Genomic DNA, 24,189 nt, shown 5'->3' on the forward strand with positions numbered 1-24,189 from the left:
CCGCCGGAAGTGAACCCGTTCTTGCGCATGGACCCGCCGCACAATTCACACAACGCGGCACGGGACGATTTCCTCTTGACCATGCACAGCAATCAAACAGCACACATACACCGAAAAAGCAAACGAACCCGGACATTAACACCAAAACCGTTAAAACAACCCCGACACACCAACAAGCACAAACCCCGACGCCAACCATCAGACACACATTTTGTCCATTAACCCGTCTTTTTTGTCTGATGACAGGCACTCGCAAGTTACTTTGAATTGTTTTTACTCAGGTGTGACGCTTGTTTATCGTGCCTCGGTTTCGTTGACGCTGATGACGTTGATGTTATCCTTGGTGCCGTCCACAAGGCAAGTGATGGCGGTGTGGCGACCATCCACGGTCACGTTGTAGGCGGCAAGGTACTGGGCATCGTCAATCCCAACCTGTCCCTTCTGCTTGCCAAGGAGCGGACTGCTTTCATAGGCGGAGCCGGGAAAGAGTTGTTCGCGGGCCGCATTGTCGCATGCGACCACGGCGTCTCCGTATCCGATTCCTCCGCTGGTTGTTTCCTCGTCGTCGGGGGCCGCGTCGCTGCCTGTTGGTTCCTGTTGTGGTTCAGCCGGCTGCTGCTGTGCGTCCGTGGCTGTGTTGGCGTTCTGCGTTTGGCCGGCTCCGGTGTCTGTACCGTTGCCCGCTCCAGTCGCGCCGCCAATGGCGGCAATCACCAGCACGACAATGACCCAGAACCACCAGCGTTTCCAGAATCGCTTACCGTCTTTAGCGGTGATCGTATCTGCGTTCTTCTCGGCATGTTTTGTTTTTGCCATGTCTCCTCATTTCCTGTAGGCGTGGTAAGGCTTTACGCATTATGCCTTACCGGTAAGTCCATAGTTTAGTAAGCGGGGTTCTAGCTTGGCAACCATGCCACACACCCCGCTGCCCGATGGATGGGCGTCGTACACCAAGGAACTCGGGCTGAACGTCCAACGCCGCAGGCTGGCACTGGGCATGAGTCAGGAGCGTGTGGCGTACAACGCCAACCTGTCACGGTTCGCCTACCAGCAATTAGAGCGAGGCGAGTCGCGTCCCGGCACGCCGTCCAACCCCAGCCTGTTGAACGTGATGGCCGTGGCTCAGGTACTCGGCATCACCATGGATGACCTTCTGCCTGAACCATGGCCTGACCTGCATACGCGGTAGCGCTCGCGGCTACGATCGGCTGGTGTCGGAATGATTGCTGGGATTATCGTCAAACGGTCGAATGATGATCGTCGGTGGCATCAGTCCCGCCTCATTGATGTCGGCGCTTACGCGAGGCTTGCCCTCAGCTCTGTCCAGCAATTCCCTGAGCGCAGACAACTGTCGTGGATTATTCGCATCCTTCGCCTGTCTGATCAGTTGGAGGGTTATCTGCTCGGCCTGAGTAAGCGTAGCTGAATCGGATAATTCTTTATCCAGTTCCGCATCGGTCATATCCAAAAAACGCTGCGCGGCTTTCGACACCGAATGGCGATTGCCCGGGAAAGTCGCCCTTCGCTCGGGATTCGTATGAAAGCCCGTCTTGGGGTGGTTGCCTTCGGTGAACCTGCCAAGTTCGTCACGTCCGTCATTGTTGCTGTTCATCATTATTCATGTCCTTTCCTCCGCTTGACTGCAAGCGGTTTATGTGAGCCTCCAGTAGATTGTGTTGCTCGGCCATGCTGTCGCACGCTGCGGCCACTAGATAGTAGAAGTCATTTTTCAGGCTGCGTATGGCTCGCGCATTGCCGTGTAGTCCTCTTGCATCCAATTCGCGTGCCTGTGCTTCCAGCGCGTCCCGTTCCGGCTGTATCAGACCGCAGTGGTTCAGCGCGTCATAGGCTTCGAGCATGTACAAATCAGCCATCAGCAATTGCTCTTGATACATGCGTGCGTCTACGCCTTCATCTGGTGACAGTGATAGTGGATTGCACATGTCCTGCCTTTCGCTTGTTCATGCCCGGTTTGCGAGCGCCGGCACCTTGAACATGGTTGTGGCGCTCGCTGGGTTGGTGGTTATTTGCTTTGTGCTGTCCTAGTTGTCCTAGTGTCCTAATCGTTGATATTCCAGTGTTCTCGGCGTCCTAGCTGTTTGTCCTAGCTGTTGGTGGTTGTCCTAGTGGAACGTGCTAGGACGTGTGGCTAGGACGCCGTGAATGGCGGAATAACGCCAATTAGGACGCTAGGACACTAGGACTGGCGGTTGGTCGCATCGCGACCATGTAGCTGATCTGGAATCGCTGTTGCCCGCAGAGTCTAGCTTGCCTTCGTCGCGTAGTTCCTCCAATATGCGATAGACATAGCCTCCTTTGCGGTCAGTACTTCGCGCGGCGTTGCTGATTCTCCAACCGACTATGCCTTTCCTGTCCGGGTCATGTTTGTCTAGATAGTTCAGCACGGTGTTTTTCACGCGTTCCGCTTTTCGTTTGTCGGCTTCGGCCCTTGCGTCATCATCCAAGGCGATGGCTTCGGCTTTCAGTGTGCGCTTGATCTCCTCCGCCTGTTGGATGGCTTCGGCACGGAATTGGGCGGACTTTTCGCAGACATAATCGGCTAACGTCCAGTCCCGCTCCCTTACCTTCAACGGGTCATTGGGATGATCGAGCATTGCCAGCAAGGCGGCGACCTTGGTTTTCAAGCCAAGCCGGTGCGCGTCAAGCGGGTCAGACACCTTGCCGTGCAAGGTATCCGCCCGAACACGCCTTGCTTCCGCGTAAGTAATTTGGGGATATTCCATTACCGTCAGCGGATAGCTTGTTTCGCCGTGATCCATCATGTCGTACCGGCTGCCGGCTTGATAGAGCGTGTCCAAGGCGCTCACCATCATATCCGCCGGTAGTACTGACACATCGAACGGGAATATGCTGCCGGGAGGCATTTGCGGAGGTTCCTCGGGTGCCTCCAAGTCGGTTACGGGCGCGAATAGGAACCGTTGGGGCAAGCCTGTGCCCGCTTCGTCCAGAATCATGCCCAAGTTCGAGGGCTGCACACCAGTGATGAGGGAAAGCCGATACCCGTACCGGGGCACGGTATACCGGTTGGCCTCGTTCTTGGTGAAACAGCCCAAGTCTTCGCCTGACCACGCGCTAGTGAGCATCGGTATCAGTATGGAACCTTGACGCTTGCTGTTACCTCCCAGCACTGCTATCTCCGGGATGTCTAGCAAGGCGCGGCAGTTGGCACACACCACTACTTGAACCTGCCTGTCGCCTTCGTCCTGATTTTTCCGCGTCGTGAACATGGCCGGTATGCCTTCGCCTGAAGCGGGCTGGGCGGTCATGGCCTTGCGGATATCGGGCACCAAGCTACGGGCCACGCCAGTGGTCAATCCCTTGCCCATGCCGCTGGGGCCCAGTATGCCGACGAATACGTTCAACGAACCATACTCGCTGCTGACCAGCGAGGGTGTGACCACGTGTGGCGGCATCGCGACCGATATGCGCGCCAGCACTACGAACAGTGTGGCCCAAGGCGCAACCTGCTTGGCCCTCGCGTAATCGAACACATACCGCAATGACGGGGTGCTATCCCAGAATTGACGTTCGTCCATCATTAGGCCACCTCCCCAAGCATTACTTGTAGGAAAGCAAGCGCACGCATGATGTCGTTACGGCACGCGCGGGTCATGCCCGAGTAACCGTGCTGCTTGGCGAAGTCATCCAACCTCTCGCGGGTTTGCAGCCGTTGGATTTCCTCTCTGGCGGCTTCTTTGGCGGCTGGGGAACCGGGGTAGCTGTTCATCGTTCTGGCAACGCTTGCCCCGGAGTTGACCATGTAATCAGGGTGGATACCATCAGGCCTGTCGGCTATAATGGGAACCGTTGTTCGAGCCGCTGGAATGTTTGTAACGTTCTGGCGGTTCATTTTTTGATCACCGACCTCAGCAGTAGCAAGCGCGGTGTAAATGTCTTCGGGAACGACGCCTGCGAGCGCCGCCACGTCCTTGATTCGAAACCTGATTGGCCGGTTATCCCTGACACGGTTGGGTTTTCGCCGTCCTAATTTGACTCTGGGGAGTTCGCCAGAAGCAATCCACCGTTTAACAGTGCTTTCACTGACATTGGCGACGAAAGCGACCTCTTGAAGCGTTAAAAGAGCTGCGTGCTTATGTAAAAAAGGCATGCCAAATCCTTCCCGCAAGCGCACGATACTTGCTTCAGGATTCGGTTCGAACGTTCACGTCGTTGACGTGAGCTCCCACGCGCTGTGAACAGTCTAGCAGGGGTTATCTACTGTCATCAAGTTTCACCGATGATTACTCTGATGGACAAATTCCCAAAGGTCGCATACCCGTACTCTGCCTGTGTATGGAATAATTTCCTGCGAATCCGCGATGGTGCTATCGAGCATAAACACCGAAAACCGAACACCATTCGGCATGATTTCGCGTGATTTTCCCACTAGTTCAATCCCTATGCCATCATGGAGCATTTCTTCTCGCTTTACGCGCGAGATTGCATTGACTTGATCGAGTAGCTTAACCGCCCATTCATCTTCCGCAAAAGGATACAACTCGACGACTATACGCCACTGTTTCTGTAATTTTCCTCGATATTTAATCGGCTTCGCCGGCTGCCTCCACTGCATTGTTTCTTTATCGAAAAGATATCGGAATGCTTCATTTTCACGGTGGTGAAGCACGGTTTCATCTTCGTCACGTTCAAGTCTATGACGTATATCCTGCGCCTGTCGGCGAGTGCTCGCTGCATCTTTTTCTCGCCCGAGCTGCTCGAAATAATTGGCCAAGCGCTCTAGGCGGCAGATGCTCTTTTGCTCTTCGTCTGTTAGTTTGCGAATCATGCCGTTGCCTTTCTTGGAAATACGATTAACGAAGAACTATCATCAAGCCGGGGCAGCCGGTTCGCCAACTCCGCTGTTAGCCCATGCTCTTGTTCCAGATACGAGAGTGAGGCAGCAGGCGTGCCATGTCCCAACGCGGCCTGAAGCTCTTTGATGCCGACACCACTCTTAGCAAGGTTCGTACCGAAGAAGTGCCGCAAATCATGCCAATGTATCGGCGCGTCTATACCTGCGTCGGCCATGGCCTTGTGCAGCACGCGCCCCAAAGTTGCCGTGCTTACGTATTTGGCACCACGCCTAGGGACAAACACGCGACAGTTCGGGAACTGGCCCACGTTCCTGCGTAAATGCGTCTCGACATCGGGAGTTATCCATTCCGGCAATGTGACGAAACGCACGCCGTCTACGGACTTCGGGGGTTTCACGATCCACTCGCCGTCAAGCCATTGTGCCTGTTTCGTCACACGAATGACAACACGTCCGTTACGTACCTCGATGTCCCGCCGTTCCAAGGCAGACAATTCACCGGCCCTAAGGCCCCCGAATGCAGCTATCAGCACCGCTACGCGCCACTGTCCCTCCAAATGGTCGAGGATACGCTTCAACTCGCCAGTGGTCGGCGCATGGTGTTCTTTGCCTGTTTTGGAGCGTGTGAGTTCCCCCGGCACGGGGTTTTTCTCCAGAACGTCGTCGTTCACTGCGGTTTGCAGTATCGCCTTGAGTACGCGGGCTTCGTTGCCCGCCGTCGTGGCCCCTGCGTTCTTGCAGCGCTGAGCGTGCCACTTGCGAACCAGAGGCGCGTCAATATCGGTCAGCGAATACGGGTTGAAGAAGCTCAACCCGTTACTGAGCATCCTCAGGTTCTCCGCCTTCGTGCGCGGTGCCAGAGGTTTGCCTTTGCTGGTTCTATGCTGTTCCACCCAAGTGTGGGCGTACTCTTTGAAGTTCGTGGCCTTGATGGCCGCGGGCGGTTTCAAAGTACCGGCCCTACGCTCCGCTTCGAGTGCCGCGCGGCAGCGTTCCGCCTCCATCTTGTCATCAAAAGCGGGCGTGGCATACCGGTGGCCGTTCAAATAATACTTCACACGCCATTTGCCGGATTTCAGCATTTCGAGTGTGCCGAATGTCTCTGTTCGCTTCTTGCGCTCACGGGTAACACCATTGATGGTGTATTCGACCGTCGGGGTTTTACGCCGTGCCATCTATGCCTCCAGTCTTCTTAGTCCCACGATTAGTCCCACATGTGACTACTGTGTGACTACTTGCTGGTATTACCTGACCTTTTATGACCTATTCTAACATGACCTAAAGCCAATAAACAGTAAGCCTGAGAGGTTATAAAACAGCTTAAAATCAAGAATGGCTGAATATCAACAAAAACGGCTTATTGTCAGACTTTCAATCTGACAACGAGAGTTCGACTCTCTCAGGGGGTACAAATTAAAGCCGCTGGAAACAGCGGCTTTTGCTTTATTGCTGGCGGACTGCGCCGCGCCTCATTCGCAACGAATGGCAGATCAACGATGCAATGCTGAATTGTGTGGTCAAAAATGGGTCATGGGGTTTTCGGCTCAGACTTCCAAACGGAAACTCCAATTATTGATTGTCTTCCCATGGCGTTGAATGGTTCGCTCTGCAAACTCTTCAAATCCTTGTTTGGCATAGAATGTGCGATTTTGCTCGGTATTGGTTGTGAGTGTGAGCTCTGTGCCGCCTCGTGCCTTGATGAAGGGGATAACGCAATCATTCAGCATCGATTTGCCAAGACCGCGGCCCTTCATTGATCCATCGACGGCCAAAATCTCTAAATGCCATGCATTGGGATATTGTTGTTCGCAGTCTTTTACGGATTCTTCCGAGATGTCAAAGAAGTCAAGGATGCGGATAAATCCCACGGGATAAACGAGGGACACGGCCCCCGCCGTAATATAATCCCAAATACTCGCTCTTGGTTGCGCAGGGTCCTGGAGTAGTGCAACTGAAGCGATATGGTTGTTTTCCATGCCGACGAAGCATTTATGATGTCGCATATTGGCTTTGGTATGGATTCGATGAAGTTTTTCTATATATGCGAAATATGCATCGTCATTGCGGAAAGCCTTAAGGAACGCAAAATCGAAAAGCGGATAATTGCCGAATGATCGAGTGGTCAGCTTCGCTATTCGTGGCACGTCCTTGGTTGCGGCTTCCCTGAAGCGTGTCATATGAAATCCCTCCTGTTGCGATGGCGCTGGTGTTGCAAAGTCGATGTATTCAGTCAGTGTCTGACTTCCCTTGGGTCGGGTGGTACATCTTCTGAAGGTCTGCTGGGACTCGAAGAGTCTTCAGGTCTGAAAGCCGGAGCCTCGCACATCCGGCGTATTCTCTCCATGAAAATGTTGTTGTCATTGTTGATACAAGTTTGGCAATAATCAGATTGGTCGGGCGTCATGCGACTCCGGTTTGCCGGATACTCGCTGTTATGTATCGATGATGGCATATTTGTATGGGAGTCAGCTGGAATATCGCTGATAGGCTAGTTGTACAACAAGCGGCTGAATAGCGGATCTTTGTACTGCGTTGTCATATGCCATATTGATAGTTTTCATAACAAAAGAACACGCAGCTCGTGGGTGAACGCTAACAACGGTGTACGATAAAAACCGTCGAACGGGTTACCAGTCCGTTCAAGACCCGAATGCTAATTCAAAGGAGAATGATTCAGCATGGTATATCGCATGATCTTCAATCAGACGGCATTCTTTGGACGTGGGGCAATCCAGGAAATCCCCGCCCAGGCAAAGTCTCACGGCTTTACCAAGGCGTTTATTGTCACCGATCCGGTGCTTTTGGAAACAGGCACTGTCGCCAAGGTTACCGACGTTTTGGATAAGGCCGAACTGCCATACGAGATTTTCGATAACGTTCAGCCGAACCCGCCTGTAGAAAATATTCAGGATGGCGTGGAGAAGTTCAAGGCATCAGGGGCTGATTTTCTTATTGGTCTCGGTGGCGGATCCCCTCAGGATACCTGCAAGGGAATCGGCATTATCGTTGCCAATCCTGAATTCTCAGACGTGCTTTCCCTGGAAGGCGTCGCCGATACGAAGAATCCTTCTGTCCCGATTTTTGGAGTTCCGACCACGGCTGGAACGGCTTCGGAAACCACCATCAATTATGTGGTAACCGACACTGCCAACAAGCGTAAATTCGTGGCGGTGGATCCTCACGATATTCCTGTTGTGGCCTTTGTTGACCCGGATCTCACAGATTCGATGCCTCGCAGCCTCAAGGTGGCAACCGGTCTTGATGCCCTGACCCATGCAATCGAAGGTTTCATTACGCCAGGAGCCTGGGGGCTTTCCGACTGCCTGTCCCTGCAATCGATCCGCATGATCGCCAAGAATCTTGCAAAGAGTGCAAACGGCGATGTTGAGGCTGGTGAACAGATGGCTTATGCGAGCTACATCACTGGTATGGCATATTCCAATGTTGGACTGGGGCTGGTGCACGGCATGGCTCACCCATTGGGCGGCCGCTTGAATGTGGCTCATGGCGTCGCCAACGGTATTCTGCTGGCTCCGGTCATGGAATACAACAAGGACTTCAGCGGTGAGAAATATCGCGATATCGCTGATGCCTTTGGCGTCGAAGGTGCATACAGCGACGATTTGGAGACGGTGCGTGATCGCGCTGTTGCCGCTGTCCGTGAACTGACGGCAGAGCTGGGCAACCCGACCACCATAAGCGAGGTCGGAGCGACAGAAGGCGATCTTGAAGCCTTGGCCGCGGACGCTTTCGCTGATGTGTGCACTCCGGGTAATCCACGCAAGGCGACTTTGGAAGATATCTTGGGCATTTACAAGTCGCTTATGTAAAAACCAATGATGGTAGTGCCGTTACGGCGCATATGGCGTCACACACGGCGTCGCACGGATCAGGCATAAAGCGATTGGTGCAGTACATTGGCACTGTCCCTATGAAAATGGCGTAACTCCATAGAGGTTACGCCATTTTCATATGCTTTTGGGCTTCGATGTCGATGACTATTCGATAGCAAATCGGAAACAGAGAACCGATTCGCTGCTACCGATGAACAGCTCCTTATTACGCAATGTCATCAGAGCCTGACTGCGAGACATCGGCATGCTCGGATGTGATGACATCTTCATCATCCAATAACTCGAACTGCTCTTTTATCCAGATTCTCTCGGCTGGATTGATATCCATGGAATCCAGATACATCTGATACATCGGATACAGTGTGCGCAAAGCTGGGTACAGCATGAATAATGTGTGTTCCGTCTTATGCTTGCGCCAATGTTCGGGATGCGCTTTGAACGTGTTTTTGAATCGTTGCATATACGCACGGAACGAGGAGAACGACGTATCCATGCGCCTCGCTGAAATGCCTGCAATCATATTGCGAGAGTATGCGGTATGCAATCCATGGTCGAACATATGCAACGAGACATCTATGTCTTCATGCATGATGTCTGCTCGATCCCGACACACATCGTTGCGGATTTGCTGCCACGCCGTTGCACGAAGAGCCATATTGGATCCGAATAATAATACTTGGTCGCCATTGGCGCGGTAGAGATGGCGTCTGATGGTGTCGTCACCACGTAGGCTTATGCGTTTTCCGGGCATATCGTAATAGACCACAGGTCCTGTGGCTCCCATGGCAGTGGGATTCTCGTCAAAGAGGTCGCTGACCACTTCCACCCAGTCAGGCTTGAGCATGCAGTCGGCATCCACACGACCCAGCACGTCGCCGGTAGCCGAGTCCAATCCGAAATTACGGGTGGGAATCAGACCTTGCTCGTCATTTTGGTGAAGCAAACGTACTGGAAGTTCAGGATGCTGTGCAATGAATTCTTCAACAAGCTTCGCAGTGTCATCCGTTGACCGATTGTCAACCACGAGTACCTCATGAGGCATAACGCTTTGGCGTGTGGCATTCGTAAGACAATCGATAATCCGCTCTTGCTCATTCCATGCGGGGATGATGATCGAGACAGTAACCATGTCATCAACAATACGGTTCAGCGTATACAGCCGTAACTTTGAGGTTATGTTGAGGTATTGGTGATAAGGAATAGAAACCGGTGCATCGAGGGGCGCTCAAGGCGATCGGCGTTATGCCGTCAGGCATCCTTCTATCACCTCATATGTAGAATGAGGAGCCATGAGCGAACAGGACGATAAGAAAATAGACCTGGCCTTGGTCTTTCCGGCCAAAGGCGATTCTCGCAGGCCTCCGGATTGGTGGGGTCGTGGCCTTCTCTATGCGGTTATTGCGGTCTTTCTTGCCATATTCGCCTGGCGCGCATGGAGTGACGTGTCGTCCATCGTGCTTGATGTGGTGATCGCGGTGTTCATCGCCTTGGCGGTCGAGCCCATTGTGATTCGATTGATACGCCATGGTTGGAAACGCGGCGCCGCTTCAGGCTTGAGCCTCGTTGGTCTTATGGTGCTCGTGGTGGTACTGCTTTCCATGTTTGGCAACTTGTTCGTACAGCAGATGATTTCCATGCTGAAGAGTTTGCCGGATCTTTACCAGCAGATAGCCACATTCGTGGCTCAACACAGCAAGGTGAGACTGCCTGAGATCGATAGTCTAGGCGATGAGATCCTGAAGAATATTCAAACTTCCTGGCTTACCGATTTTGCAGGTCAAGCGTTGAATACGACTATGGGATTATTTAGTTTCCTCTTGAATCTGCTCACTGTGGTCATGGTGTCCTTCTATATTTCCGCAGCCGGCCCCAAGCTGCGTCGTAGCATGTGTAGGTGGCTTAGCCCCGCCACGCAGAACCGATTCCTGTTCACATGGACCGTGGTGCAGAACCAGATTTCCGGATTCCTGTTCTCGCGGACCATTCTGGCCTTGCTCAATGCAGTGTTCATGGCCATATTCCTCGAAGTGATCAATGTGCCGTATTGGCTGCCTTTGGCCTTGTTCTGCGGTATCGTTTCACAATTCATTCCTACGGTCGGCACATACATCGGTGGTGCGTTGCCGGTGGTGGTCGCATGGGGTTCTCAGGGAATTCTCTATGCGGGCATTGTGCTGGTGTACATCATTATCTACCAACAGATCGAGAATCTGATTCTTTCTCCGAAGATCTCGGAGAGGACCATGGATTTGAACCCTGCCGTGGCTTTCCTGTCCGTTCTGGTATTCGGCGCCATATTCGGAGCGCTTGGTGCATTTCTGGCGCTGCCGATTACCGCGAGCCTTCAAGTGATTTTGAAGGTGTATATGCGAAGCTATGAGTTGGTTGATAACCCGTTGATGGAGGATCCCAAGCCGATCAAGAAGTCGGTTGTGGTGAAAAGCGCTGATGCAATCAACGAACATGTGATCAAGCCTGTAAGCGAACATATGCCACGTGCTGCCAAGGGCACGACGGCGCGTGTTTCCGTGGTTGAAGACCTTCAAGACCTCCAAGATTTGCGAGATCTCCAGGAGCAGGCATACGGCTTGACCTCACAGGAACTGGATGATTCCCAGACCGTGGCAATTCCTAAGGGTATTCTTGACGACCAAGCCAAGAGCGGGTTGAAAGTCAACTCAGGCAAGCATGACACTGTTGATAAAAGCGCCGACAGCGAGGCGGAACAGGATCATGACGTGGTGGTTATCAAGAGTGTACCCGTTGATGGTGAGGTGACGGTTAATGGCACTACCGTAAGCGCATCACAGGTAGCCGATGCGATGCAGTCTTCAGAGGCCGATCCCGTCGAGGCTGAAGAGCACAATGCCAATGATGACGCCGAGGTCGGTTCTTCATCGCAACAGCGCAATGGTGGCGATAACAAGTCACGCTCGCATAACGACAACCCAAGAAGGGAATGGCGGTAATGGTACTGCTTACGGTTCTTGACACACTGCTATTGGTGGTCGGCGGCGTCGGCATGCTCTACCAAGTCGTTTGCATTGTGGCATCACTCTTCGCCAGGCAGGTGACATTCCCCGAAGCGCCTATGACTAATCGCTATGCGGTGTTAATCTCCGCTCGAAACGAAGAGAATGTCATCGGTAACCTTATCGATTCATTGCGTCAGCAAACATACCCCAGTGAACTCATAGATATTTGGCTGGTTGCGGATAATTGCACCGACAATACCGCTCAAGTCGTGCGTTCCATGGGTTGCCATGTGGTCGAAAGATTCAATAAAGAGGAAATAGGCAAGGGCTACGCGCTTTCTTATCTCTTCAATTATTTGAATGAGCACGGATACACCGAAACGTATGACGCATATTTTGTCTTCGATGCGGATAACAAGCTTGACAAGCATTATGTCGAAGAGATGAATAAGGCATTCCACTCCGGATTCCGCATCCTTACCAGTTATCGAAACTCCGTCAACCTCTCCGACAACTGGGTATCTTCTGGCTCCGCGCTGTGGTTTATTCGCGAATCCCGATTCCTGAACAATTCGCGAATGCTGTTCGGGTCGAGCTGCCATGTGGGCGGCACGGGCTTCATGTTCTCCAAGGATGTTATGAAGCGTAATAAGGGTTGGAAATTCCATTTGCTCACCGAGGATTTGGAATTCACTATGGATTCGGTGCTGCATGGCGATCGTGTGGGATATTGCGGTTCCGCTGTGCTGTATGACGAGCAGCCGGTCACCTTCAGTCAAAGTTGGCGCCAGCGACTTCGTTGGAGCAAGGGCTTCTTGCAGGTATTCCGCTATTACGGACCGGCTTTGATACGACATGCCATTCGCGAACGCGATTTTTCAGCCGTCGATTTCACTTTGTTGTTGTGTCCCTTCACGGTTTTGGGTGTGGCACGACTGCTTTTGGGCTTTATCTTCGCACTATGCGGGTTTGTTTCCTGGACGAGTCAGCTTGCCTCCTTCGGCGGCTGGGCATATGGCATTGTAATCAGCGTATTGAGCATGATGGGATTGGCCGCATTGACAATTGTGGTTGAGAGAGACCAGATTGGCGCCACGAATAAGGAGCTGTTCGCATATGTGCTGAGTTTCCCGATTTATATGCTGAGCTATGTGCCGATTTCCTTCCAGGCTATTTTCTCGAAGGCGCAGTGGAAGCCAATCGAACACAAGGGGTAGGTTTCCGCAGTCGTGCAGGTTCTCTCGATGAGAGCTCAAGGTCTGAGCAGCGTTTGGTAATTGAGGTCTCCGGAGGATGTCTACGCTGTTTAGGCATGGGAATCTTGGTTGTGCTCGATCGATGCAAGTCCTATCCGCTGCAGACTCGCGCGCTCGCACATATCATCGTGCGCTATTTGTTCGACCAATCAGAGCGTGCCTCATTAGTGTTTGTGCACTCGGTGCTGCAATGGGTGTGACGCTGGATTGTGTCGCACGGTCGCCACGGCTCTCACCAAGTTGATCGCCTGAGATACATGGTGTCATTGCCGGTGTGTTGTCAGCTAGGATGGGTTGTATGAGCCAAACACCTGAGCAGGTTGCATTTCCCGAAGATGTGAACCCGAACCCTGCATATCCTCAATCACCGTCACAAGTTCAGCCATCGTCGGCAGCACAGATGCAGCAACGCAACGCTAACTCTTATGCTTACCAAGGCAATCCGCAAGGGCAATCGGTGCAGACACTGCAGCAGCCAATAGGCTCGCAGCCTCCGGTTGGCTCGCCTTCAATGGTTGCACCACCAGTTGCGACGGGTATCCCACAGACTGGTATGCCTCAGACAGCGCAATCGCAAGTCGGTGCGATTCCGTCTAATCCGAATGCAGCGGTATCCATACGAGGATTGTTCAAGCAATTCGACAGAAAAGTCGCGGTAAATGGCTTGTCTCTCGACATTCCAATCGGTTCTTTCTATGGTTTGGTGGGTCCCAATGGCGCCGGAAAAACCACCACATTGAATATGCTTACGGGTCTGCTGGTTCCTGACGCCGGAAATGCAATGATCCTTGGGCGGGATGTGTGGAGCGATGTTAATCAGGCAAAGAAATCCATTGGCATGATGCCGCAGGCGGACCAGATTTTCGATCGTCTGACAGGTTTGCAATTGTTGGTGTATGCAGGCATGTTGCGCGGTATGCCTCGCAATGAGGTGACCAAGAGGGCCCATGACCTGCTCAATGCTTTCGGTCTTGCCGATGCGGCGAACACCGTGGTTTCTGACTATTCAGCCGGCATGACTAAGAAGGTATGCCTGGCTACTGCCATGATTCATTCGCCACGCATTCTGGTATTGGATGAACCATTTGAAGCCGTGGATCCCGTATCAAGTGCCAATTTGAGAGACATTCTGATCGAATACGCCAATACTGGCGGCACTGTGATCATTTCCTCGCATGTCATGGCTCTTGTGGAACGTATGTGCACGCATGTGGCCGTTATCAACCAAGGCCAGGTCGCTGCCGCCGGAACGGTTGAGCAGGTTGCAGCGGGACAGGATCTGGAAGATCGGTTCCTTCAGCTGGTTGGCGGGCGTCATGATGCGGCCCATATCGATTGGCTGAGTGGCGCTGGCCAACCGCAGCCTCCAACGGTGTATGGCAACCCTTCAATGCAGGGGGCGTGATGAATATCGTATTCACAATGATCCGTCTGCGCTGGTCGCTCACTTTCGGTGTCATGCGCAAATCCGTGTGGCAAACCGTCGGGTTCATTATCGGCCTCGTCATGGCACTTGGCACGGTGGTGGCTGTTGGTGCAGGAGCCTGGTTTGCAGGGGGTGCGGGAGCAGAATTGATCATTGCCGAGGGTGGATCGGTTATTGAGTACTTCCTGGGCTTGCAAGCCTTCGCGGTGATCGGCGGCACATTCGCCACGATTATCGTCTTATTCGTCCAGATGATGATTATCGGTGACGGCACGTCGATGGGAAGTCGCAGATTTTCACTCTATGGCATAAAAGACAGAACCCTGCACGCAGGTTTGATCATGTCCACCTTGTGTGGACTTCCGGCACTGGCTGGCACGGCATCCCTCATGCTGCTATCCATGGCATATCGCTGGGTCGGTCCTGTTATGGTCGTGACGGCCATCATTGCGGCTCCTTTGGCGATTATCACCATGGTCTCGATGTCCAAGGCATTGATGGCATTGATCACCACATTGGTGAATTCAAGACGAGGCAAAACCCTGTTCTACCTCGTGGTGATGGTGCTGTTCATTGTTCTGATGCAACTGCCTAATATCATCGTCAATTCGAATGTCGATGCCCAAGGCAATACGGTGAATATATCGTTGTCTCAAATGATGCCTTCGATCAGATTGGCTGCATGGACTCCTTTGGGAGCTGCTTTCCAACTGCCATTTGATGCTGCGCAAGGCGACTGGTTGCTCGCTCTCGCAAGATTGGCGATATTGGCAGTCACATGGATCGTGTGCTTCGCAGCAGGAACCTGGAGCCTGCGTCATGATCGTCTGCATATGGGAGAGTCCGGGACGAGCGGCTCATTGAAGGGAGTCGGAGCATTCGCTTGGATGCCGGATTCGGTGTCCGGTGCGATTTCCGCCAGATATCTGACTTATCTCAAGCGCGATCCGCGTCAGGGCATCATGTTCTTGATGCCGCTGCTCTTCTTCGTGATATTCACTATCCAAGGCAACAGCTTTGACGATATGCCATTCTATCCGTGGCTGGGCGTAATCATTGGAGGAATATTCCTTTCCGCTGCGGAGGCCAATGGGCTTGCCTATGACGGCAGAGGATTCACGATGCAAGTATTGACAGGAGCTCCAGGCAGCGCGGATCGTCTTGGCCGTGTGCGGGTATTGGGCACTATTTCTTGTGTGTATATTTCGATTTTGGCGGTGGCGGCGATATTGGTGAGCGGTACTTGGCACACTCCCGGGGATTTGTCGATTTCCGCCGCATTCTACGGCGGTGCACTGGCTTTGGGGCTGGGCGCGTTGGGATTGGCGGAGATCTTCTCATGCGTGCTGATGTATCCCACCCCCTCTATCGATAAGCCTTTCTCGACCCCGCAGGGTCGCGCAATCGCCCAAGGGTTTATCCCCCTGCTGTTTATGCTTGGCAGCTGCCTGACAGTTTTGCCGACGGGAATTGTGGCACTCGTCCTTGCATTGACAGATCAGTCGGCAACCATGATGTGGGTACTGCTTCCCGTTGGAGTGCTCAATGGTGCAGGGATGTTGGCTTTGGGAACCTGGATCGGCGGTATAGTGCTGGATAAGCGGGCTGTGCGAATAATCGCAACGCTGGATAATTTCGCTGCTTTGCAGAAGTGAATTGCCGTATATCAAGTGCATATGAGACCATCCAGGGTCGGGGGTCGCGTAATGTGATGGAAGTATTACTTACGCAAAACTGACAGCGCATAGCGCGAGGGGAGTGGTCTGCGTGACCGATACCGCAACCAAACACACGATGCGGAGGGGCATGTCTCGTCGCATCATCACCGTTGTCGTATCCGTTTTGGTGACCTTATCGCTATGTGTCGGGTATGTGGTTGCGGATATCACTGATGTGTTACCTGGTGTTTTGACATTGCAGCCCGTGGATGAGCTCAATATCGAAGCCCCCTCGGATGCTCTGCAGCCAGCAGTCATCGCAGGGCAGGTGGAAGACAAGGCGATCGATGCGTCCGCGGCTCAGGCGGCAATACAAAGTCTATTGCAGGCTTCTGGTGTCGGCTCGGATGTTTCGGTGTCCATATCTGATGCGTCCGGTTCGGTTGTTGCAGACCATGAATCAGGAACCCCTCGCGAACCTGCCTCCACAATGAAGACCTTGACATCTCTTGCAGCGGCAAGCGTTCTGGACATGGGATCGACTCTGGATACGCAGAGTTATCTCAATCAGGAACAAGGCCAAGGCGCGACGGTCTTTTTGAAGGGCAACGGAGATATGTTGCTCGGTTCCGGTGCCAGTGATATCAACCACGTCAATGGTCGAGCCGGATTGGGGACCTTGGCTGAGAATACCGCAGCGGCTTTGAAACAACGCGGGATCACCACGATCAAGCTGTCTTATGATGATTCGCTTTTCGGTGATGTTCGCAGTCCCGCCAATATCGCGACGAATAATCCCGGCAACCTCTATTTCACCGGTGTCTCTTCCATGGCGGTTGATGGCGGGCGACAATGGACAGTGGCCCCATCGAATCCTGATACCTTTGACACATACGTGGAATTGTCTACGGACACCGCGAAGGATGCAGCGGCAACATTCGCAACGCGCTTGCAGGAGCATGGTATTACCGTTGAGAGCATCTCGGCAGGGACCGTTCCACAGGGGTTGTCTCCTCTGAGTTCTGTGAGTTCGGCGACGCTGAGTGAGATCATGGCATTCATGCTGAGGCATTCCGATAATACTTTGGCTGAAGAGTTCGGAAGATTGACGGCATTGAAGCTCAATGAGGCGAATTCGCCGGCTGGTGCGGTCCAAGCGGTGTCCACCGAACTCAGTGCGCTGGGAATAGATATCAATGGTCTCACGATGGCGGATTGCTCAGGCCTTTCCCCCGGATCTTCGTTGACCGTGAACACGCTGGTTCAAGTGCAAGCATACAATCTGCGAGCTTCAGGAGCTGCAGCGGCTGCTGAAGGTCTTTCCATACCAGGGCTGGTGGGTACGGCATCTGATCGTCTGGCGGATAAGGATGCCGCAGGGCTGCTACGCGTGAAAACCGGTAGCCTTGACGAAGTGACCTCGATGGCCGGCAATGTATCGAGAAAGAACGGAGGAACCCTTGCGTTCGCGGTGATTGTCAACAATCCGGAGGATCTAGAATCAGCCAAAACAGCGATCAATGAGTTCATGGCCGGGCTGGCCGAATTGTAATTGGAGTAGGCATGGCATATTCCTCGCGACTGAGACAGGCAGTGGGCGAAGTCCGTAAGTCATTCGATAGAGCTGGTATTGAAATGGCTGATGCTCGCTTTGCCCAGCATGGAAAGCATGATACCGACCCAGATGCACCTCTTGTTATGGTGGCATGCTCTGGAGGGCGCGATTCGATGGCGTTGGCGGCAGTGGCGCATATCGTCTGTTCCTCAATGGGCCTGAGATGCGGTGCAATAATCGTAGATCATAATTTGCAGAAAGGTTCCGGCGATGTGGCAGCCGAGGCAGCTCAACGATGTGAAGTGCTTGGCTTGAATCCGGTAATGGTTCGTAATATTCGAGTTCAGGAAACCGGCAAAGGCATGGAAGCTGCGGCGCGACAGGCGCGCTATGAAGCCATTGTCGACAAGGCTCACAATCTTGATGCGAAAGCAGTGCTTCTGGCTCATACTGAAGATGACCAGGCGGAGACGGTGCTCATTGGATTGATGCGTTCCAGTGGCATTGATGCGGTGAGCGGGATGCCTGAGCGATTCAACCGTGATGGTGTGCTGTTTCTGAGACCTTTTCTTGCGTTGACGCGGGCACAGACCACCGGCATTTGCGAGGATCTGGACATTGATTGGTGGGATGATCCGACAAATGGTGAATATGAGGACCGAGCCACGGTTTTGCCTCGGGATTTCCCATTGCGCTCTCGTGTCAGGCATTCGTTGCTGCCATATATGCAAGAATTCAATGGCGGCAATCTCAAATCTCATTTGGCTCAGTCATCTGCTCTGATTCGCGCGGACAAGGATTATTTGGACAGCCAGGCCGATGGTGTGGCAAAGAGAACCGTATCGTGTGAATCGATGAAAGGCGTCGCGGCTTCATATGGCGCTGTTCAGTCGGATGATGTGCTTGCCGTTCGTATCAACGCCGTGCAACTTTCGCATGAGCATGAATCCATCAGATGGCGTGTTATTGTCAGAGCCCTGTCGATTCTTGATATCGAAGCCTCATCGAGGCATGTTCAGGCAATCGACCAGTTGATCATGCAGTGGCATGGGCAGGGCCCTGTGACACTTCCCAGCTGTTACTCAGCTTTTCGCAAGAATCACGTCATTCGCCTGTGCCAAGATAGTTGACATGCAAATTGCAGACGTTCAAGATGAAATCGACCATGAGCTGATAAGCAACGCTGATATTCACAAGAAAATTCAGGAGGTTGCAGACCGTGTAAGCGAGGATTATCGCGGTGAGACGCCCCTGCTTATTGCAGTGCTCAAAGGCGCGGTGAATACCCTAGCGGCATTTTCTCAGGCTCTTCATATCCATGCGGAAATGGATTTCATGAGCATTTCCAGTTATGGGGCTGGCACGCAAAGTTCCGGAACCATTACCATTCGTCAGGATTTGAGCACCGATGTGCGGGGCCGACATGTTCTCATTGTGGAGGACATCGTGGATTCCGGCAGGACTTTGGCTTGGCTGATTGATGAGTTGAAGAAGAGAGGTGCAGCATCTGTGGAGGTGTTTGCGCTACTCGAGAAACCGGCCCGTCATGAGGTCCCGGTTGATGTGAAATACAAGGGATATGAAGTTCCTGATGAGTTTGTAGTCGGCTTTGGTCTGGATTTCGATGAACGATATCGCAATCTGGACTCCATCGCCGTATTGAAGCCTGAAGTATATCAAGGAGAATAAAGGCATGAGCTATCCTCAAGGCCCGCAGCAGCGGCCTCCCATGGGCAATGGCAATCGCCCTGATAACGGTAATAATCCATTTACCAACCCATTTGGTCATCATGATGACGATAAGCAGGGTTCAAATGATGGTGGCCGTCGCCCATTCTGGCAATCGCCATGGCTGTGGATCGTCGTTCTGGTGCTGCTATCGCTGTCCGCTTTCCAGATGTTCAGCATGGTCAACGGCACTCGACAGATCGATACCAAGGACGGATTGGAGCTGTTGAAGGGCACCACTGTCGAATATGTGCAAATCACGGATAATCGACAGTCGGTGAAGCTCACCCTGAGCGAGGACTACGTCAAGAAGACTGGCGACAATAACAAGGAAACCAACTACGGCAAGTCCGTGCAGTTCTACTACACCGAGGCTCAGGGCACACAGTTGATGAATCTGGTGCAGCAGGGTAGTTTCAAGGACGGTTGGACTGCCAATATCCAGGAAACCAGTATTTGGGCGGCTTTGCTCACGTCGATTCTGCCGATACTGATATTGCTTGGCTTCATGTGGTTCATGCTGACCCGCTTGGGTGGTTCTGGCGGCATGCTTGGCATGGGCGGAAAACGCAATAGCGGCAAATTGTTGGAAGGCCAGACGCCGACCACCAAGTTCGCCGATGTTGCTGGTGAGGATGCTGCTGTGCAGGAAGTCGAGGAGATCAAGGACTTCCTCAAGGATCCGTCGAAGTACAAGGCGCTCGGCGCCCGGATCCCTCGTGGCGTGTTGCTGTACGGCCCTCCCGGAACCGGTAAGACACTGCTGGCTCGTGCTATCGCAGGTGAAGCCGGAGTACCGTTCTATTCGATGGCTGGTTCTGACTTCGTTGAGATGTTCGTCGGCTTGGGTGCATCCCGTGTCCGTGAACTCTTTGATGAGGCCAAGAAGAATGCTCCGGCAATCATCTTCATCGATGAGATCGATGCAGTGGGCCGTAAGCGTGGTTCAGGCATGGGCGGCGGCCATGATGAACGTGAGCAGACATTGAACCAGTTGCTCGTGGAGATGGATGGTTTCGATAACGACACCAACCTCATCATCATCGCTGCAACCAATCGTCCGGACGTCCTGGATCCGGCCCTTCTGCGTCCTGGTCGTTTCGATCGCCAGGTTGGGGTCGAGGCTCCTGACCTTGAGGGTCGTGAGGCGATTTTGAAGGTGCATGCCAAGGGCAAGCCATTCGTGCCGGATGTCGATCTGCATATGGTTGCAGTGCGCACGCCTGGTTTCACTGGTGCCGATCTGGCCAATGTGCTGAATGAAGCCGCTTTGCTCTGTGCTCGTGCAGGTGCACAGTTGATTGACAACCGTGCCATCGATGAGGCTATCGACCGCGTTCAGGCCGGTCCGAAGCGCCAGTCCAAGGGTATGGCACTCAATGAGTTGCGTAACACCGCATATCATGAGGGCGGACATGCCTTGGTTGCCGCTGCATTGCATCACACTGATCCTGTGACCAAGGTGACCATTCTGCCTCGCGGACGTGCTTTGGGCTACACGGCTGTCATGCCTACCGAGGATCGCTATTCTCAGTCCCGTAACCAGCTGCTCGACCAGATGGCATATGCCATGGGTGGTCGTGCCGCAGAGGAAATCGTTTTCCATGATCCGACGACTGGTGCGTCCAACGATATCGAGAAGGCTTCCAGCATCGCTCGCAAGATGGTGGTGGAGTTCGGTTTCTCTTCGAAGCTGGGTGCTATCAAGTGGGCTGATGACGACGATCAGACCACGGTTATGGATGGATTGCAGCCTCGCAGATATTCTGACACCACGGCACAGATCATCGATGATGAAGTGCTCGCTTTGGTAGAGAATGCGCATACCGAAGCGTGGAAAATCATCAACGAAAACCGCGACGTGCTTGATGAATTGGTTCGTCAGTTGCTGGTCAAGGAAACGCTAAACGAAAAGGAACTTGCGCAGATCTTCGCTTCGATTCGCAAGGCGCCTGAACGTGAGGTGTGGTTGTCCAACGAGCAGCGCCCGGATTCCGATCTTCCTCCTGTGGAGATTCCGGAGTCGCTGAAGCGCTCGGTCGGCATGAAGCCAGGCGAGTGACGGATAGCGTCAAATGGATACATTGCGATTAACGGGGATCCGTCCACAGGCTCAAGGCCAGGACGGGTCCCCGTCCCATGTGGGCGGATTACGAGCGGATGTGACCGCAGCCTTCGATATGCGTGCGGCAGCACATGATGACGACATAACAGCCACCGTAGATTATGCGCAGCTCGCCAGTCGCGTGGCGAATGTACTGGCTCAGCGTGGGGCGAAAGTGACTTTGTTGGAAACGCTTGCGTCCGAAGTGGTGGATGCGGTGTTGCTTTCCCATCAGGTCGTTTCCGCTGCTGTAACGGTATATGCTGAGCATCCTCAGGGTGTTTGTGCTGAAGAAGTGTCAGTAAGCATTGAACGCAAGGTTGACGGTGCTGGTGTTCCCGACTCTGTTGACGATATCGGTAGCAATCATGCTCCGAATATCAGTGCGGCGGCTCAGGTAGCAGCCAAATATCATGAGGATAATCAGCAGGCTGCTCGCGGGGGAGTGGATCCTCGTGAGCAGCCTGGCAAGGGGGCTGGTTTCAGTGATGCCGTGATCTGGTTGGTTAGTAACCAGCAGCCTTGTGAGCCGGTATTCCGTGCCGCCATTGTGGGTTTGGATGGCGTACCGGGGAATCAGGTCAATGGCATTTCGCCCTTATATCACATCAGCAATATCACTGGATCTGATGAAGATTGCGCTGTGGTGATGCTGTCAACGAGACTGGATGCGCAGGCATTGGAACAAGTGTGCAATACCATAACGCGCGGCGAGAAGGATGCTTTGCATATGCATGTTATCAGTATCCAGTCGCAAGAAGACGAACATAATATGGAGATCCGATATCCTGAGGCTGCTCAAACGGCGGCAGTGCTTGCACCGTGGATGGATATCGATGAGCAGGCAAGGCTGGGTAAGGATCCCGTGTCGTTCTTGCTGGCCATGGCTCCTGATGCTGACCGTGTTGGCATGTTGTCTGATGGCTGGATTCTTGGAGGTGAACAGTGAGAGCACGACGAACCGCTTGGTGGCAATATGTTGTTGCGCTGATTTTGGGGTTGCTTGCTGGTATTGGGCTCATGTCCATCATGGAGAGAACTGCTCTGAATCTCTCAGGAGTGCCATGGATCATTCCGCTGTTGCTGCTTATTGTGGGCATAGTCGTGTTGATTTTGGCTTTGCAAGTACGCGCGTATATCAAAGCTGATCGCAAGGATCGCAAGCGGCTGTCCCCAAGCAAAGCCGTGATGACGCTGTTGCTCGCAAAGTCGCTTGGTTTGGCAAGCGCGGCGTTGGCTGGATGGTATGGCGGTCAGTTGCTTATGGCATTGCCGCATGCCGAAGCGTCGCTGTATGCCACCACGATTCGTGAATGTGTATGGGCAGTGATCGTATGCGTTGTCGATATGATTATCGGCATTGTGTCAGAAGGCATGTGCCAATTACCGCCGAATGAAGGACCGGAACATCCTGACTGCCGTCGTAGGGAGGAGCGACAGCGGTCGTATGCAGAGGGTGCAGCAGCGAAAGAAGGTCGGCTGCAGTCTGGCGGTGCTGTGGATAAGCGAAGCAAAGGCAGACGAGCACAAGGTCATTAGTACTCAAACAGTTGAGTCAACCAGAGTTTATCGGCGTTGATCGCTAGGTGTTCTCTGAGATATTCGCTTGCGGGTGGCCTATCGCATTTACGGGGTGACCTCAACATAGAGAAGCGGCTGGATTTGGATACGATCGATCCAATCCAGCCGCTTCTGTTATGTGTGTTGAGGTGTTATTTCTTCGGCGCCTCAGGCACACGAATCATGGCTTCCTGCGTCATGACTGCGGCTAGTTGTCCATCGCTTGAATACACCTTTGCGGTTGCCAAGCCTCGACCGTGCGCTGCGGTTGGGGTGTCCTGCACATAAAGATGCCATTGTGAAATGTCAATGTCGCGATACCACCACATTGAGTGGTCAATGGAAGCGAAGGAGATGCCGGGTGTGGCAATGCTCAATCCGGAGCGTCGCAATACCGGTTCCATCATGATCTGATCACAACCCAATGCGAGCATTGCTCGATGTGTTGTTTGTGAGGCGTCGACAGGACCATCTGCGCGCATCCAGACCATTTGCTTTCCTGAATCCTTGGCGGCGGATGCAGCATCATTACGCAACATGATCGTTGGCGTCACATGACGGATATCGAAGGGCGAACGGCTTGCATAATAGTCGGCAAATGCGGAATGCTGCGCGAATGGAGCCATAAGCTGCTGGGCACTCATCAGTGATTCGGGATCAGGAAGATTCTCGGGCATGGGGTCTGCGAATTCCACGCCTTCTTGTCCTCTTTCTTGGAAACTGGCGATTGCGGTAAGGATAGAACCTTCGGATTGCGTGACATTGACTCGTCGTGCAGAGAAGGATCTTCCATCGCGAAGGGATTCCACATCAAAGAGCAGTTCTTGATTGATATCGCCCGGTGCGATGAAATATCCGTGGATTGAATGGGGAAGACGAGAGGAAGACACGGTTGCGGCCGCTGCCATAAGCGATTGGGCGATAACCTGTCCGCCGTAGACGCGACCCGTGGGGAAATACACGCTTTCTCCGTTGATATAGGTATGGTCACGGAAAGAGGAAGCATCAGAGAGTTGCAAAACATGCAAGAGATGTTGCAAAGGGGTCTGCTCCAAGCTGTGAACGGTCGTACTTTCGCTGGATGCAGCATGGGCTTCGCTGACAGTGGCTGAAGATGGAGTTGCGGAGCTACTGGATTCTTCTGCTGTGTGTAAGGCTTCTGGTTGCTCGTTCATACAATCCTCAATTTCTGCGGCGAAGGAATGTGCGCCACATGGTTCAATAAGCTGATCCCTACGT

The 24,189-nt window shown here is 53.1% G+C and carries 23 protein-coding genes; 13 read left to right on the forward strand and 10 right to left on the reverse strand.

The genetic code is table 11. The features are described 5' to 3' along the window. Positions 1–266: hypothetical protein (locus tag BITS_RS09395; protein ID WP_238556506.1), on the forward strand; the 266-nt coding region annotated here is incomplete at its 5' end. Positions 267–294: 28 nt separating this feature from the next. Here the strand turns inward: BITS_RS09395 and BITS_RS00250 are convergent. Beyond that, positions 295–816 (reverse strand): hypothetical protein, encoded by a 522-nt coding sequence (locus tag BITS_RS00250; protein ID WP_026641747.1) that lies wholly within the window; start codon positions 814–816, stop codon positions 295–297. A gap of 94 nt (positions 817–910) precedes the next feature. Between BITS_RS00250 and BITS_RS00255 the strand changes: the two genes are divergently transcribed. Next, positions 911–1,189: a helix-turn-helix transcriptional regulator gene (locus tag BITS_RS00255; protein ID WP_026641748.1), complete on the forward strand. Its 279-nt coding sequence runs from the start codon at positions 911–913 to the stop codon at positions 1,187–1,189. 9 nt (positions 1,190–1,198) lie between these two features. On the opposite strand, the gene BITS_RS00260 is transcribed toward BITS_RS00255, so the two are convergent. From BITS_RS00260 to BITS_RS08615, 7 genes are all read right to left on the reverse strand, one after another. Beyond that, the gene (locus BITS_RS00260; RefSeq protein ID WP_026641749.1) at positions 1,199–1,615 is read right to left on the reverse strand and encodes a hypothetical protein; all 417 of its coding nucleotides are present in this window, start codon (positions 1,613–1,615) and stop codon (positions 1,199–1,201) included. Beyond that, a complete protein-coding gene (locus tag BITS_RS00265) occupies positions 1,596–1,895 on the reverse strand; it encodes a hypothetical protein (protein WP_026641750.1) in 300 nt (99 codons plus the stop codon). The genes BITS_RS00260 and BITS_RS00265 overlap by 20 nt, the downstream gene beginning before the upstream one ends. Positions 1,896–2,189: 294 nt before the next feature. Next, entirely contained in the window at positions 2,190–3,560 is a 1,371-nt protein-coding gene (locus BITS_RS00270) for a hypothetical protein (RefSeq protein WP_026641751.1), read from the reverse strand. Continuing rightward, entirely contained in the window at positions 3,560–4,129 is a 570-nt protein-coding gene (locus tag BITS_RS00275) for a helix-turn-helix domain-containing protein (protein ID WP_044259167.1), read from the reverse strand. Before BITS_RS00275 ends, BITS_RS00270 begins: the two co-directional genes overlap by 1 nt. Before the next feature lie 123 nt (positions 4,130–4,252). Next, a complete protein-coding gene (locus tag BITS_RS00280) occupies positions 4,253–4,807 on the reverse strand; it encodes a hypothetical protein (protein WP_026641753.1) in 555 nt (184 codons plus the stop codon). Beyond that, a complete protein-coding gene (locus BITS_RS00285; protein ID WP_026641754.1) occupies positions 4,804–6,009 on the reverse strand; it encodes a tyrosine-type recombinase/integrase in 1,206 nt (401 codons plus the stop codon). The genes BITS_RS00280 and BITS_RS00285 overlap by 4 nt, the downstream gene beginning before the upstream one ends. 369 nt (positions 6,010–6,378) lie before the next feature. Next, positions 6,379–7,011: a GNAT family N-acetyltransferase gene (locus BITS_RS08615; RefSeq protein WP_026641755.1), complete on the reverse strand. Its 633-nt coding sequence runs from the start codon at positions 7,009–7,011 to the stop codon at positions 6,379–6,381. Between the two features lie 501 nt (positions 7,012–7,512). Between BITS_RS08615 and fucO the strand changes: the two genes are divergently transcribed. Then, positions 7,513–8,664, forward strand: a complete 1,152-nt coding sequence (fucO, locus tag BITS_RS00295; RefSeq protein ID WP_026641756.1) for a lactaldehyde reductase — start codon at positions 7,513–7,515, stop codon at positions 8,662–8,664. Between the two features lie 229 nt (positions 8,665–8,893). On the opposite strand, the gene BITS_RS00300 is transcribed toward fucO, so the two are convergent. After that, the gene (locus BITS_RS00300; RefSeq protein ID WP_026641757.1) at positions 8,894–9,817 is read right to left on the reverse strand and encodes a glycosyltransferase family 2 protein; all 924 of its coding nucleotides are present in this window, start codon (positions 9,815–9,817) and stop codon (positions 8,894–8,896) included. A 160-nt stretch (positions 9,818–9,977) separates the two neighbouring features. On the opposite strand from BITS_RS00300, the gene BITS_RS00305 reads away from it, so the two are divergent. The 10 genes from BITS_RS00305 (at position 9,978) to BITS_RS00350 (ending at position 22,929) form a co-directional block, all read left to right on the forward strand. Beyond that, positions 9,978–11,657, forward strand: coding sequence for an AI-2E family transporter (locus tag BITS_RS00305; RefSeq protein WP_051264315.1), 1,680 nt, complete (start codon positions 9,978–9,980; stop codon positions 11,655–11,657). After that, positions 11,657–12,880, forward strand: coding sequence for a glycosyltransferase family 2 protein (locus BITS_RS00310; RefSeq protein ID WP_026641758.1), 1,224 nt, complete (start codon positions 11,657–11,659; stop codon positions 12,878–12,880). Before BITS_RS00305 ends, BITS_RS00310 begins: the two co-directional genes overlap by 1 nt. A 592-nt stretch (positions 12,881–13,472) precedes the next feature. After that, the gene (locus tag BITS_RS00315) at positions 13,473–14,324 is read left to right on the forward strand and encodes an ABC transporter ATP-binding protein (protein WP_026641759.1); all 852 of its coding nucleotides are present in this window, start codon (positions 13,473–13,475) and stop codon (positions 14,322–14,324) included. Continuing rightward, the gene (locus BITS_RS00320) at positions 14,321–16,000 is read left to right on the forward strand and encodes an ABC transporter permease (protein WP_154568259.1); all 1,680 of its coding nucleotides are present in this window, start codon (positions 14,321–14,323) and stop codon (positions 15,998–16,000) included. Before BITS_RS00315 ends, BITS_RS00320 begins: the two co-directional genes overlap by 4 nt. A 151-nt stretch (positions 16,001–16,151) precedes the next feature. After that, entirely contained in the window at positions 16,152–17,555 is a 1,404-nt protein-coding gene (locus BITS_RS00325; protein ID WP_229774825.1) for a D-alanyl-D-alanine carboxypeptidase/D-alanyl-D-alanine-endopeptidase, read from the forward strand. Positions 17,556–17,566: 11 nt separating this feature from the next. After that, positions 17,567–18,688 carry a tRNA lysidine(34) synthetase TilS gene (gene tilS, locus BITS_RS00330; RefSeq protein WP_026641762.1) on the forward strand — a complete coding sequence of 374 codons (1,122 nt, stop codon included), beginning with the start codon at positions 17,567–17,569 and terminating at the stop codon, positions 18,686–18,688. Between the two features lies 1 nt (position 18,689). Then, positions 18,690–19,247 (forward strand): hypoxanthine phosphoribosyltransferase, encoded by a 558-nt coding sequence (hpt, locus tag BITS_RS00335; RefSeq protein ID WP_026641763.1) that lies wholly within the window; start codon positions 18,690–18,692, stop codon positions 19,245–19,247. Between the two features lie 4 nt (positions 19,248–19,251). Next, the gene (gene ftsH / locus BITS_RS00340; RefSeq protein ID WP_026641764.1) at positions 19,252–21,348 is read left to right on the forward strand and encodes an ATP-dependent zinc metalloprotease FtsH; all 2,097 of its coding nucleotides are present in this window, start codon (positions 19,252–19,254) and stop codon (positions 21,346–21,348) included. Positions 21,349–21,361: 13 nt separating this feature from the next. Beyond that, positions 21,362–22,339 carry a dihydroneopterin aldolase gene (locus BITS_RS08620; RefSeq protein ID WP_026641765.1) on the forward strand — a complete coding sequence of 326 codons (978 nt, stop codon included), beginning with the start codon at positions 21,362–21,364 and terminating at the stop codon, positions 22,337–22,339. After that, on the forward strand, positions 22,336–22,929 hold the full coding sequence (locus tag BITS_RS00350) for a DUF3180 domain-containing protein (RefSeq protein WP_044259168.1): 594 nt from the start codon (positions 22,336–22,338) through the stop codon (positions 22,927–22,929). Before BITS_RS08620 ends, BITS_RS00350 begins: the two co-directional genes overlap by 4 nt. Positions 22,930–23,102: 173 nt before the next feature. Here the strand turns inward: BITS_RS00350 and BITS_RS00355 are convergent, their stop codons facing one another. Continuing rightward, complete coding sequence (locus BITS_RS00355) at positions 23,103–24,125, reverse strand: acyl-CoA thioesterase (RefSeq protein ID WP_081693492.1); 1,023 nt, start codon at positions 24,123–24,125, stop codon at positions 23,103–23,105. Between the last annotated feature and the right edge of the window lie 64 nt (positions 24,126–24,189).

The sequence above is a fragment of the Bifidobacterium tsurumiense genome (assembly GCF_000741765.1).
Taxonomy (GTDB): Bacteria; Actinomycetota; Actinomycetes; order Actinomycetales; family Bifidobacteriaceae; genus Bifidobacterium; species Bifidobacterium tsurumiense.

What these genes read in the sequence shown, in the direction of transcription:
- BITS_RS00270 (WP_026641751.1), bottom strand. Translation starts at nt 3,560, where the DNA reads ATGATGGACGAACGTCAATTCTGGGATAGCACCCCGTCATTGCGGTAT.
- BITS_RS00305 (WP_051264315.1), top strand. Translation starts at nt 9,978, where the DNA reads ATGAGCGAACAGGACGATAAGAAAATAGACCTGGCCTTGGTCTTTCCG.
- BITS_RS08620 (WP_026641765.1), top strand. Translation starts at nt 21,362, where the DNA reads ATGGATACATTGCGATTAACGGGGATCCGTCCACAGGCTCAAGGCCAG.
- BITS_RS00300 (WP_026641757.1), bottom strand. Translation starts at nt 9,817, where the DNA reads ATGGTTACTGTCTCGATCATCATCCCCGCATGGAATGAGCAAGAGCGG.
- BITS_RS00260 (WP_026641749.1), bottom strand. Translation starts at nt 1,615, where the DNA reads ATGATGAACAGCAACAATGACGGACGTGACGAACTTGGCAGGTTCACC.
- BITS_RS00285 (WP_026641754.1), bottom strand. Translation starts at nt 6,009, where the DNA reads ATGGCACGGCGTAAAACCCCGACGGTCGAATACACCATCAATGGTGTT.
- tilS (WP_026641762.1), top strand. Translation starts at nt 17,567, where the DNA reads ATGGCATATTCCTCGCGACTGAGACAGGCAGTGGGCGAAGTCCGTAAG.
- BITS_RS00255 (WP_026641748.1), top strand. Translation starts at nt 911, where the DNA reads ATGCCACACACCCCGCTGCCCGATGGATGGGCGTCGTACACCAAGGAA.
- BITS_RS08615 (WP_026641755.1), bottom strand. Translation starts at nt 7,011, where the DNA reads ATGACACGCTTCAGGGAAGCCGCAACCAAGGACGTGCCACGAATAGCG.
- BITS_RS00355 (WP_081693492.1), bottom strand. Translation starts at nt 24,125, where the DNA reads ATGAACGAGCAACCAGAAGCCTTACACACAGCAGAAGAATCCAGTAGC.
- BITS_RS00315 (WP_026641759.1), top strand. Translation starts at nt 13,473, where the DNA reads ATGCCTCAGACAGCGCAATCGCAAGTCGGTGCGATTCCGTCTAATCCG.
- BITS_RS00280 (WP_026641753.1), bottom strand. Translation starts at nt 4,807, where the DNA reads ATGATTCGCAAACTAACAGACGAAGAGCAAAAGAGCATCTGCCGCCTA.
- BITS_RS00250 (WP_026641747.1), bottom strand. Translation starts at nt 816, where the DNA reads ATGGCAAAAACAAAACATGCCGAGAAGAACGCAGATACGATCACCGCT.
- BITS_RS00275 (WP_044259167.1), bottom strand. Translation starts at nt 4,129, where the DNA reads ATGCCTTTTTTACATAAGCACGCAGCTCTTTTAACGCTTCAAGAGGTC.
- BITS_RS00310 (WP_026641758.1), top strand. Translation starts at nt 11,657, where the DNA reads ATGGTACTGCTTACGGTTCTTGACACACTGCTATTGGTGGTCGGCGGC.
- ftsH (WP_026641764.1), top strand. Translation starts at nt 19,252, where the DNA reads ATGAGCTATCCTCAAGGCCCGCAGCAGCGGCCTCCCATGGGCAATGGC.
- hpt (WP_026641763.1), top strand. Translation starts at nt 18,690, where the DNA reads ATGCAAATTGCAGACGTTCAAGATGAAATCGACCATGAGCTGATAAGC.
- BITS_RS00325 (WP_229774825.1), top strand. Translation starts at nt 16,152, where the DNA reads ATGTCTCGTCGCATCATCACCGTTGTCGTATCCGTTTTGGTGACCTTA.
- fucO (WP_026641756.1), top strand. Translation starts at nt 7,513, where the DNA reads ATGGTATATCGCATGATCTTCAATCAGACGGCATTCTTTGGACGTGGG.
- BITS_RS00265 (WP_026641750.1), bottom strand. Translation starts at nt 1,895, where the DNA reads ATGTATCAAGAGCAATTGCTGATGGCTGATTTGTACATGCTCGAAGCC.